General features: G+C 50.9%; 11 protein-coding genes. 2 read left to right on the forward strand and 9 right to left on the reverse strand.

Annotation, left to right across the window (positions count from 1 at the left end):
* Positions 1–105 precede the first annotated feature (105 nt).
* From GON22_RS19865 to coxB, 4 genes are read right to left on the reverse strand one after another with little or no spacing between them, the layout of a single operon-like run.
* Positions 106–426 (reverse strand): cytochrome C oxidase subunit IV family protein, encoded by a 321-nt coding sequence (locus tag GON22_RS19865; RefSeq protein WP_006037707.1) that lies wholly within the window; start codon positions 424–426, stop codon positions 106–108.
* Positions 427–430: 4 nt separating this feature from the next.
* Positions 431–1051, reverse strand: a complete 621-nt coding sequence (locus GON22_RS19870) for a cytochrome c oxidase subunit 3 (RefSeq protein WP_160397863.1) — start codon at positions 1049–1051, stop codon at positions 431–433.
* Positions 1048–2895, reverse strand: a complete 1848-nt coding sequence (ctaD, locus tag GON22_RS19875; protein WP_160397864.1) for a cytochrome c oxidase subunit I — start codon at positions 2893–2895, stop codon at positions 1048–1050. The genes GON22_RS19870 and ctaD overlap by 4 nt, the downstream gene beginning before the upstream one ends.
* A gap of 31 nt (positions 2896–2926) precedes the next feature.
* Complete coding sequence (gene coxB / locus GON22_RS19880; protein ID WP_160397865.1) at positions 2927–3997, reverse strand: cytochrome c oxidase subunit II; 1071 nt, start codon at positions 3995–3997, stop codon at positions 2927–2929.
* Positions 3998–4412: 415 nt separating this feature from the next.
* Between coxB and GON22_RS19885 the strand changes: the two genes are divergently transcribed.
* Complete coding sequence (locus GON22_RS19885) at positions 4413–5225, forward strand: hypothetical protein (protein ID WP_202113349.1); 813 nt, start codon at positions 4413–4415, stop codon at positions 5223–5225.
* 96 nt (positions 5226–5321) lie between these two features.
* Here GON22_RS19885 and GON22_RS19890 read toward each other — a convergent pair whose 3' ends face one another.
* The 4 genes from GON22_RS19890 to GON22_RS19905 form a co-directional block, all read right to left on the reverse strand.
* The gene (locus GON22_RS19890; protein ID WP_160397866.1) at positions 5322–6011 is read right to left on the reverse strand and encodes a DUF421 domain-containing protein; all 690 of its coding nucleotides are present in this window, start codon (positions 6009–6011) and stop codon (positions 5322–5324) included.
* A gap of 71 nt (positions 6012–6082) precedes the next feature.
* On the reverse strand, positions 6083–6751 hold the full coding sequence (locus GON22_RS19895; RefSeq protein WP_160397867.1) for a GNAT family N-acetyltransferase: 669 nt from the start codon (positions 6749–6751) through the stop codon (positions 6083–6085).
* A gap of 35 nt (positions 6752–6786) precedes the next feature.
* The gene (locus GON22_RS19900) at positions 6787–7452 is read right to left on the reverse strand and encodes a GNAT family N-acetyltransferase (RefSeq protein WP_160397868.1); all 666 of its coding nucleotides are present in this window, start codon (positions 7450–7452) and stop codon (positions 6787–6789) included.
* 8 nt (positions 7453–7460) lie between these two features.
* Positions 7461–8318, reverse strand: coding sequence for a carbon-nitrogen hydrolase family protein (locus tag GON22_RS19905; protein WP_160397869.1), 858 nt, complete (start codon positions 8316–8318; stop codon positions 7461–7463).
* Positions 8319–8542: 224 nt separating this feature from the next.
* Between GON22_RS19905 and GON22_RS19910 the strand changes: the two genes are divergently transcribed.
* Positions 8543–9022 carry a hypothetical protein gene (locus GON22_RS19910; protein ID WP_160397870.1) on the forward strand — a complete coding sequence of 160 codons (480 nt, stop codon included), beginning with the start codon at positions 8543–8545 and terminating at the stop codon, positions 9020–9022.
* A gap of 152 nt (positions 9023–9174) precedes the next feature.
* Here GON22_RS19910 and GON22_RS19915 read toward each other — a convergent pair whose 3' ends face one another.
* Positions 9175–10671 (reverse strand): nicotinate phosphoribosyltransferase, encoded by a 1497-nt coding sequence (locus tag GON22_RS19915; RefSeq protein WP_160397871.1) that lies wholly within the window; start codon positions 10669–10671, stop codon positions 9175–9177.
* Between the last annotated feature and the right edge of the window lie 456 nt (positions 10672–11127).

Below are 11127 nucleotides of genomic sequence, written 5' to 3' on the forward strand. Positions count from 1 at the left end.
AACGTTCCATAGCCGTCTTTCTAGGCCGTGTTCATTAATTTGTCATACCGCGGTTACTAGCAAAAAAAAGAAGAGCCTGATTTCTCAGGCCCTTCTTCTGATTCACTACCACCAAGCCCAATACTCAGCCATGATAACCATCGTAAACACAACGACTACGCCGGTCAAAATGCCAATAATCGGATACAGATGGCCACGATCCTTCATATGCATCCAGAAGCCCATCTGAACGAATACTTGAAGCCCCGCCATCATAAGAAGAATGAAGATAATGAACGATGTGTTCACTTCACCAGCCATAACTGCTGCGAACGCGATAAGCGTTAGCAGCAGTGAGAAGATGTAAGCGACAATGTGCTTTTGGGGACCTTCGTGCTTATGGCGCTTCTTGGTCTCTTCCGTTGCGGAATGATTGCTTGCAGCCATTGACTTAGCCCACCTTTCCCATCAAATACACGACCGTGAAGATGAATACCCACACGACGTCGATAAAGTGCCAATACATGCCAGCCACATAAAGCTTCGGAGCCGTTACAACGTTCAGGCCCTTCTTCATTACTTGGCCGATCAAGAGGCTAATCCAGATGACACCGAATGCAACGTGGGCACCGTGGAAGCCGACCAATGTGTAGAACGATGAACTAAATGCGCTCGTCGTAAAACCATGGCCTTCATGAACGTACTCATAGAATTCATAAATCTCGAGACCTAGGAATCCTAAGCCAAAGAGAACCGTAATCGCGAGCCATCCAAGCATAGCGTTTTTCTTGCCGTTATGCATCGCTTGGATAGCAAACACACTCGTTAAGCTCGAAGTCAACAGGATGAAAGTCGCAATCGCGACAGTCGACAGGTTAAACAGCTCATTCGCTGTCGGGTTGCCTTCGCCTACTTTATCGCGAAGTGCCAAGAACGCGGAGAACAGCGTGCCGAACAATACTGTCTCCCCGCCGAGGAACAACCAGAAGCCGAGCACTTTATTACGGCCTTCTAATGTCGCCTTCTCAGGCTCATGTGGCAGTTGGCCGTCTACATGTGAATGTGCGCTCACGCTTTAACCCCCTTCTCTTGAATCTCGTCCGGCTCGATATGGAAGCCGTGATCATCCTTGAGCGAGCGAAGGAGCATGCACAAGAACGTTAAGCCCAAACCAGCGCCGCCAATTACATAGTTGTGGTACATGAAACCGAAGCCTGCAATAAACAAGCCAATCGACATAAACAGTGGAAGAATCGATGGTGAAGGCATATGGATCGAGCCAAGCGGTTCTGCTGGCGTCATCTCTTTCTTGCCTTCCATTTTTTCTTTCCAGAATGCATCATAGCCACGAACAAGCGGCGTTTGAGCGAAGTTGTATTCTGGTGCTGGGGATGGAATCGTCCACTCCAGCGTACGGCCATCTTCCCACGGGTCTGCTGATGCTTTCTTGCCGCTGATCGACGTGATAACGACGTTGATCAGGAAGAAGATTGTGCCGAAGCCCATCAAGAATGCGCCGATCGTACTAATCAAGTTCATCTCGTTGAAGCCCAGGCCGTCCAGATACGTATAGATCCGGCGCGGCATGCCGAGCAAGCCGAGGAAATGCTGAATCAAGAACGTCATGTGGAAGCCAATGAAGAACGTCCAGAACGTCAATTTGCCAAGCGTTTCGTTAAGCATGCGACCGAACATTTTCGGCCACCAGTAGTGGAGACCCGAGAAGATACCGAGAATCAAGCCGCCGACGATTACGTAGTGGAAATGCGCGACTACGAAGTACGAGTCATGATACTGGAAGTCAGCTGGTGCTGCTGCGAGCATTACGCCCGTAACGCCACCCATAACGAATGTTGGGATGAAGCCGACTGCGAACAGGTTCGCTGTCGTGAATTTAATCGAGCCGCCCCACATCGTGAACAGCCAGTTGAAGATTTTGATGCCTGTCGGTACAGCGATAAGCATCGTAGCGATGGAGAACAACGCGTTCGCAACTGGGCCAAGGCCCGCCGTGAACATGTGATGCGCCCATACCATGAAGCCGAGGAAGCCGATCAGCACAGTCGCGAATACCATTGAGCTGTAACCGAACAGGCGTTTACGCGAGAACGTACTAATTACCTCGGAAATAACACCGAACGCTGGCAGGATCAGAATGTATACCTCAGGGTGTCCGAATATCCAGAAGATATGCTCCCAGAGTACCGCGTTGCCCCCGTTGCTTACTTCAAAGAAGTTAGCTTCGAACAATCGGTCGAACATCAATGCGACGAGACCGACCGTCAGTGCCGGGAAAGCGAACAGGATCAATGCAGACGTAATGAAGATTGCCCATGTAAACATTGGCATCCGCATGAACGTCATGCCTGGTGCACGCATGTTAATGATTGTTACCAAGAAGTTAATGCCGCCGATCAGCGTACCGATACCGGCAATCTGCAGGCCGATTACATAATAGTCAACACCGTAGTCCGGACTCGCCGTAGGGCCTGCGAGCGGAACGTAGGATGTCCAGCCTGCGTCTGGAGCGCCGCCCGTGAACCAGCTGACATTCAACAGAACGCCGCCGAAGAAGAACGTCCAGAAACCAAGTGAGTTCAGGAACGGGAATGCAACGTCGCGCGCGCCGATCTGAAGCGGAATAACCGCATTCATAAGCGCGAACAGCATTGGCATTGCCGCGAGGAAGATCATTGTCGTGCCGTGCATCGTGAGAAGCTCATTATATGTATCCGCGCTTACAAAATCATTCAGCGGTTTCCAAAGCTGAATCCGGATCAGAATGGCCTCAAGTCCGCCGACGAGGAAGAACAATCCGCCGGCGAGCAAATAGAGAATACCGATTTTCTTGTGGTCAACCGTTGTTAGCCAGTCCATTAGGCCCCGGTAACGCTTGACCGAATGCGCATGTGCCAAGGTTAATGCCCCCCTTAAAGTCCCCCGATGATTATTTCTCGTAGTCGATTTTCAGTCCAGCTAAGTATTTCGCAATGCCATCAAGCTCTTGCTCTGTCAGATCAACTTTCGGCATCAGTGCGCCCGGTTTAACCTCTTGCGGATCTTTAATCCAGCGTTTCAGGTTTTCTTCGGTCGTACCTTCATTGCCGTACTGTTTGTGGTCCGTGTTGACCAGAATGCCAGCAACAGTCATTTTGCTGCCGATATCCGACAGGTTAGGGAACGACAATCCGCCTTGATCGCCAATCGCATGGCAAGAGAGGCAGTTCTTAACGAGTGCATCTTTAATTGCTGGATCGCTAGGGAGCGCTACTGGCGCCTTCTGGGCGGTTGTCCAACGTTCGAATGAAGCGCTATCTACTGCTTTAACTTTGAAGTCCATCAAGGCATGGGACGGTCCGCACAACTCTGCGCACTTCCCGAGATAAACGCCAGCCTTAGGCGCTTCGAAGTACATAATGTTCGTATTCGCTGTGCCGTCTGCATCAGCTGCGCCAGCATTCGTATCGATCTTGCCCGCAAGGGACGGGATCCAGAATGCATGCGTTACGTCAGCTGATTTTGCTTTAATCGAAATCTTCTTGCCTGTCGGAATAACAAGCTCTTGCGCCGTATGAATGTCGTACTCCGGATAGTAGAACTCCCACCAGAATTGGTGCGACGTTACTTCAACTTGGACTGCATCTTTATCTTTGGTGTAATCCTTCGCTAAACCGAATACCGAGTTAACCGTTGGAACACCGAGAATAACGAGCATGATCAAAGGAATTACTGTCCAGATAATTTCCAGTTTGTGATTGCCTTCTACTTGTACCGGAATTTTGTTATCTCCCGGACGCCTGCGGAAACGGACAATGACATACAAGGAAATCGCAAATACAACGATCACCACGATAATCATGATTGCGATCGCCAATTTCATCAGATCAAATTGTTCTTGCGCTACCGGCCCTTGCGGGTTCAGTGTCGAAAGGTCTGCTCGCCCGCATGCCGAAAGCAATAGTACCATCCCGGCAAAGAGCGGCAGAAGGCGCTTTCCAACGTTCCACCGTTTCATCATTCATCAACCCCACTTTTTACGTTTTCGCAGTCGCTTTGATAGCGAGGAAAGGCTGCAAACTGCGTGTTCTAGAGATGTTTTACAACTTCTGCATTAAATCACTTTATTAAATATAAAGTTGAAGGTTGTTTTTGTCAATGTTTCCGAAAGAGTTCACAAATTGTTCTCAAAACCGTCAAAAACGTGATTGCAGCAGGCTTTTTGAGCTTTTTGTTAATCGTTATGCAAGCGCGACCAATCGCTTCTCCTGCCCTCGTCCGGCTCGCTTCGAATGCTTGATGTGCCCTCCCCCAGATGTTTGCTTACTTACATTGTGCACCTAATGGCTGGTCAATTATGTATCGTTTCAAGTACGTATATTTACGCTTCCGCGACGAACCCTAACCATACAGTCGGTACTGAGGAGGTCCATCATATGCGTTACGATAAACGAATGCTGGCCCGTGGGCTTGTCTTGCTGCTAGGCCTTATGGCCGTAACCAGCGGCTGCAGCAAGTACAAGTATGAGCCGCATGGTTACAAATCCAATACGTATGGCACAAGCAGCGACAGCAAGTCATTAACCATTCATGAGCACGACCGGAAATTCGGGGCGCTTTCCGCCAGCCCAACGCAGCATGACAATCAATTTTTCGAATACAGCTCCAAGCTTTCCAAAGGAATTAGCAGAATGGATGGGATTTCGTCAGCAATCGTTATGCTGACCGACCGCAATGCCTATGTCGCAATTGTCTTCAACCAAACAGGCATTCGAACGAAAACGGGCGGACGCGCCAGACGCGAGCAGAATCCCGGGGGCGCCAACGAAGGCGTGTACAACCATACGACCGGCAGCCCGTACTGGGATAACCGGCAACTGGCGACACCCTATGGTTCTGCGTTGACCGTCAACGACCACAACGAATTGCCTGATGGGTTAAAGCAGGCTATTGCGCTGAAAATCCGCAAAATGGTCCCGCTTGCCCAAGAGGTTCATATCTCTGCCAACCGCCAGTTCGTGAATCGTTTCCTTGATTATGCGAAGAAATCATGGCTGAATGAATCATTGACGCCATACTTGGATGATTTTAATACGCTTGTGGCGAACCAGTTCGCTGGCGGCAACAAGATGCCAGCCCGGATCGATAAGATCGATCCAACGACCCGTGGCGCCGACCGAAACAACGGCCAGAAGAATGGCATCAAAACAGAAGTGCGCAGCGGCGCAACAACTGGAGCATCCCGTTGATCGCCTAAAATTTTTCCTTCTATTATATATGCATGTGAGAATGATCCTCAAAGGGCACATAGAAGGGGCGCAGCCGAAGTCAACTGCGCCTCTTAATTATGGTATCGAACGCTCTCCTGTCTGAATCGTAACGTCCCCTGCATCATCGACCTGTGCCAAATACACTTCCTCTAGCTTGACGCCCTTCTCGGATAACTGTTGGTTTAGCCATTTTCGGTCGAATCCGCTTCTGCGAAGTGCGTCGTCGATAACGATCCCGTCCATGATGACGCTTTGCGGCTCCCGCTCTCGTTGCGTCTGCCATCCAAGTGCTTGCGCGGTTATCGGCTGGAACTCTTTCTTCACCATGAAGGTAATGTCCCCGTTAGACTCCATCACCGCAAACTCAACATCGGCGACCCGATGAATGCTCTTGCTTCGCATTTTTTCCATAAATTCATCGAGCGTGATTCGCTCCTTGAACATATTTTTCTCGATCAGCGACCCGTTCTCAATGAGAATCGTGCCTTTACCATCCACGAAGTCGCGAATGCGCTTGCTCTTCATCGTTACGAATTCCATCCCAACGGATACCGCCACCCAAACGGACAAAGCCAACAGCCCTAAATACCAATGGCTATCCGTGTCCAGTGATATGTATGCAGCTATATTGCCAATGGAGATACCGGTGATGTATTCGAAAAGTGACAGCTGTGAAATTTGGCGTTTGCCTAGCAGCTTCGTCATAATAAATAAGATGAAGACCGCCGACAGTGTTCGTAACGCTACCTCTAGCCATGTTGGCATCGCAGCAATCCCCCCTCTCAGGTAGGATGCCGCAGGCCGTGCTTATTTATTCCATCACGTGCTATTATGGCCTACAACGGAAGAAGCATTATCGTTTCCCGGCTCTCCAGCGATTGAACCATCGCTTCCCATGCGGGAGGCTTGTTTGCCAACACCGCGTAATAGCGGCGAAGGAATGCTGCGGCCAGCCCTGCGTCAAGCGTATCCCGTCCGTCATATGGCAAGAAGCCGAGGTCGAGTTCTTCGACGGCTTCACCGTCATTTTGCCAAGAGGGATGGATATAAGAATGATCCAAACGCTTGTATCCCATATGGGACAACACTTCACGGCGCACATACGGGTTCATTGTCATTAGGCCGCCGAAGCCATGCTCATTCGCTCGGTATGGATCATAAATTTCTGCGAACATGCCGTCCAGCTTCTTGCCCGCCGCCGCTGCCAAGCTGTCCAAATCGCGCTGGCGCTCACGCCACAGGAATGCGCCAATACCCAGCCCTGGCTCACCAATAATCGTAAAGTCCGTCATCGCAACATTAAAATCTTCGTAATAACGATACTCCGTCGTCCCGACGACCTTGCCTTCATGAACCGCAACAAACACGCGAATGCCTGAGTCCTCAAGCGGTTCCTTCCATAGCTCGAACGCCAATACTTCCTCCCTCGGAAAAACGCGCTGCATCAATTGATGCATCTGCGTAAACAAGGGATCTTTAATATTCGTAATACGGATGTACTCCATCGCCCAAGAACAACTCCTTCTATTATAATGGCTGCTTAACGCCGAAACGGATTTCGCCACTCCATCAATGCAGCGCAATTGCAAGACTCCTCATCGTCCAAATAATCACGCGCGATGCCGACTGGCGTCCGTCCAACCCGGAGCATGAAGCTGATAACGGGATCATTTCGTTCTCCGCGAACAACCGCATCTAAATATTGTTCCGGTGTCATGTCTCCTGCTGCAAGATGGTAACCTGACAAACGACCGCCTCCCAGCAGCCTAGCCAACCGATGATGAACGACGACATCATACATCGAGAACATAAGCCACTGCCCTAGCCTCAACTTCCGATACTGCGGGCGGACACATAAATCGACGACATATAACGTATCGCCAGCTGGATTATGATTGCGAATATAGCCACCGTCGGTCATTTGGTCCCAAGAGTGGTTCGGCGCTGCCGGATCATAATCTACAATTAGCCCCGTCATGGAACCAGCAAGTTTGCCGCCTACTTCGATACAAAGTGCACCATCCGCGAATAGACGGATATGGTTCGCCAACTGCTCACGGTTCCACCACAGCTCCGGTGGATACGGTGGCGGGAAGCACTCGGCTTGGATAGCGATAAGCTCATCAAAATCTTGCTCCGTGTAGCTTCTAATTGCCGCAGGCACCGGCTTGCCTTCATTCATGACATATAGCGACTTGTGATACATCGGATTGTTCACGTCCAATCGGTATATAGGTCTGTCCGGCGATCCCGCCAAGTCGTCACGGAGCCTCGTTCGCGCACCTCATATAACAAAGACAGATCAAGATCTGCCGTAACGATCATATCGTTGTTAATTTCCCCTTCCACCATAATGCCGCGCGGCGGGAACGGGATATCATTTGGCGTTAGGACGGCGGCCTGCCCATAGTTTAACCGCATAAAATCGACGGTCGGCAGTGAACCAACGGTCCCTGTCGTAACGATGTACAGCTGATTTTCGATCGTTCGGGCATGTGCGCAATAACGAACGCGGTAGAAGCCTTGGCGATCATCAGTGCATGATGGGCAAAAGATGATATCCGCTCCTTGAGCTCGCGCCATCCGCACGATTTCGGGGAATTCAATATCATAACAGGTCAGCATAGCGATGCGCCCTTTGGGTGTATCAAAAACTGCCAGCCCGTCACCTGCTGCCATATTCCATTCCGTAACCTCCGTGGGGGTAATGTGGAGCTTCGGCTGCACGCCGACCGTGCCGTCAGGCGAGAATAAATGGGCTGCATTGAGCAGTTTGCCGCCACTGCGAATGACATGCGTGCCGCCAATGATGTACATGCCATATTGAGCCGCCAGCCTTTGGAATAACGCGATATACTGGTCAGTAAAATCGGGCAGCGCCTCGATTCCGCGCGCTTTGCCATTCTCGTCCGGAATGGACATAAGCTGTGTCGTCAGAAACTCCGGAAACAGGACGTATTCAGAGCCGAATTCGTCCACTGTTCGAACATAATGCTCCACCTGCGCGGCGAAGGCTTCAAAGGAATCAATCGTGTGCAAATGATACTGCACAGCGGATACTCTCAGCTTCATAAGGTCCCTCCAGCTTCATAGATGGTTCTCTTCCTTATTGTGCAGCAAAAAATACCGATCAACAAGGATATTTACCTGAAATGTGGGATCTACTGGAAATCATGATATGACATAATTAAGGAAGGAAAAGCTGCGGCCCGAAGGAGGCATTTAGTTGGATCACAAGAAAACTAAGAAAGAGTATCGGGCAATTACGATGCCGTCAGCGTGGGAGGCCATGGCGAATGACGCTTTGGCAACGATTCGCACGTGTTTTAACCCCCTTATTTCAGGCAAACAAGGAAGTTAACGCAGACTCAGATCAAATCCTTGCGTTATACGGCGAGTTTAGTAAAGGGCAACAGGCGTTGTTCGCCGTATGGACTTACTTCACACATGCTGTAAATGGAACAGATGAGTTCCATTGGCGCACGTTGTACACGCAGCACATGGCTGGGCGTTACGGTGCGATGCAGCAAGCCTGCGTTTATTTGGGTCTCCCACAACTGAACAGCCTCTTGCATGAACTTGCAGCAGCAACTCAGCCCGTCCTGCGGGACGGATCGGCTATCGCGATGAATGAAGCAAACGCGCTGCTCGCAGGCGATGCAGCTTATGCCGCTGCAATTTGCGCACTGCCGGGTACTCGAAGCGCTGCCCGAAAATATAGCCGAATAGCCGCGTTCATTCGCAGCAGCCCGGAGGAGTTCGTTACGTTCCTATAAAATGGTGCCCTATTCGCCTCGGTATGCCGTCGGCTGCCCGATAGGGTACATTTTTGCACCCTATTCGCCTCGGTATGCCGTCGGCTGCCCGATAGGGTACATTTTTGCACCCTATTCGCCTCAGTTCGCCGCAGGCCGCAACGGTACCGCCCTTATTTATTCTGCGCGCCGCCCCGCTCGATCAGCGCCATCTTATGCTCCCAAACGTCGACGCTCAAATCGACCGGGTACGATTGCGGATTCACTTTGCGCAACACCTCCGGCCAGAATAATGCCAGCTGTTGCTGATGATAGGCACGTATCGTATGCAATGAAGGGAGCGCCCCCACCAGCTCGCCCTTCACAATGACCGGCTGCAGCAATTGGACCGCCTCATAATCGTCGACCCATTTGTGCCGGTATGGATGAATCGGGTCGAACAGCTTAATTCGCCCACCACTGCGGATATGCGCCTGTTCATTCGGAAAAGCGAGATAGTCTGCCTCGGCTTTGCCCGTCTGCCGATTTACGATGCGATAGGCATCCTTCTTGCCCGGCGTAGACACCTTCTCGGGATTATTAGAAAGCTTAATGACTGGCTCAAGCCCCTCGCCTGCCGTTCGTTCATGCGCGACAAGCTTATATACCCCACCGAGCGAAGGCTGATCCGCTGCCGTAATTAACTGCGTGCCGACGCCCCAAATATCAATTCTCGCCCCTTGTGCCTTTAGGTTCACAATAATCGACTCATCCAAGTCGTTAGACGCCACAATCTTCACGCCAGAAAAGCCTGCGACATCAAGCTGATGCCTCGCCTCCTTAGACAAATACGCTAAATCCCCGCTATCGATCCGAATGGCGCTCATTCGCTTGCCTTTCGCAGCTAGCTGCCGCGCCGTCTCAATCGCGTGCGGCACACCGCTGCCAATCGTATCGTACGTATCGACGAGCAATGTTACATCGTCCGGCAACGCAGCTGCATAACGGTCGAATGCCTCTTGCTCACTTGCATGCGCCTGTACCCAAGCATGGGCATGCGTGCCCTTCGCCGGGATGCCGAATAACATTGCAGCCCGCATATTCGACGTCGCATCAAAGCCAGCGATATAAGCAGCCCGCGCCCCCCATACTGCTGCTTCTGCCTCTTGTGCGCGACGCGTGCCAAACTCAAGCAACACATCCTCCTCTGCTGCCCGGCGAACTCGCGCTGCCTTCGTTGCAATGAGCGTCTGGTAATTCATAAAGTTAAGCAGTGCTGTCTCGATAAGCTGTGCTTCAAACACGCGCGCCTCCACGCGAACGAGCGGCTCGTTCGGAAATACAAGCGTCCCTTCCGGCACTGCAAGAATATCGCCACTAAAGCGAAATTGCCTCAGCTCCTGCAGAAAAACCTCTTCATATCGCTCCTCCTGCTCTCGAAGGAACTCAATCTCATGCTCGTGAAAACGTAGCGTTCGAATGTAGTCGACAATTCGCTCTAATCCTGCGAATACCGCATATCCGTTGCCGAATGGAAGCTTGCGAAAATACGCCTCAAAAACAGCTGTCCGATCTTGCGTGCCATTTTTCCAATGCGCATACATCATATTGATTTGGTACTTGTCCGTATGTAGCGCCAGGTGCCCGTACTCGCGGCCGCCCGTCCCATCAAAATGCGTATGTGTCACCATTCGAACATGCCTCTCCTTCTATTTATTTAATATCCCTGTCTGCACATTGCCTATTGCCTATTTGCCTGCCACTCCCTCTTCCGGCATAGCTTGTGTAATTGCGGGCTAAGAGATGCGGAAGCTCCCTGTCTGGTACCGTTCCCCGTTACATCTACTCGCACAATATCGAGCGAACCTGCTACCTCAACCCCCATTGCAGTTTGTACAATGAAAAAGCAACTTTCGCTCAATATTGCTTGCTGCCATTGCAGTTTGTGCAAGGACAACCGTTCAATATCGCCTAATTTCGCCTATAAACACAGCCACCCTCGCTTGCACATTGTACAGAGTGTAGGGCTGTTGATTAGCCAAAAAAAGGTAGCAAAAAGACCGCTCATTCGGTAATGTGTTTGTACCCCTACAAACATCCGAAACGAGGCGGTCTCATGAAAAATTCTACTTCATTATCAACTATTC

Source organism: Paenibacillus sp. MMS18-CY102 (assembly GCF_009789195.1).
Lineage (GTDB): Bacteria > Bacillota > Bacilli > Paenibacillales > Paenibacillaceae > Paenibacillus_T.

Bases quoted from the DNA above. Each gene is read 5' to 3' on its own strand.
- GON22_RS19915 (WP_160397871.1), bottom strand. From the start codon at position 10,671: ATGGTGACACATACGCATTTTGATGGGACGGGCGGCCGCGAGTACGGG.
- GON22_RS19885 (WP_202113349.1), top strand. From the start codon at position 4,413: ATGCGTTACGATAAACGAATGCTGGCCCGTGGGCTTGTCTTGCTGCTA.
- GON22_RS19865 (WP_006037707.1), bottom strand. From the start codon at position 426: ATGGCTGCAAGCAATCATTCCGCAACGGAAGAGACCAAGAAGCGCCAT.
- GON22_RS19900 (WP_160397868.1), bottom strand. From the start codon at position 7,452: ATGTATCACAAGTCGCTATATGTCATGAATGAAGGCAAGCCGGTGCCT.
- GON22_RS19905 (WP_160397869.1), bottom strand. From the start codon at position 8,318: ATGAAGCTGAGAGTATCCGCTGTGCAGTATCATTTGCACACGATTGAT.
- GON22_RS19890 (WP_160397866.1), bottom strand. From the start codon at position 6,011: ATGCCAACATGGCTAGAGGTAGCGTTACGAACACTGTCGGCGGTCTTC.
- GON22_RS19910 (WP_160397870.1), top strand. From the start codon at position 8,543: ATGACGCTTTGGCAACGATTCGCACGTGTTTTAACCCCCTTATTTCAG.
- coxB (WP_160397865.1), bottom strand. From the start codon at position 3,997: ATGATGAAACGGTGGAACGTTGGAAAGCGCCTTCTGCCGCTCTTTGCC.
- GON22_RS19895 (WP_160397867.1), bottom strand. From the start codon at position 6,751: ATGGAGTACATCCGTATTACGAATATTAAAGATCCCTTGTTTACGCAG.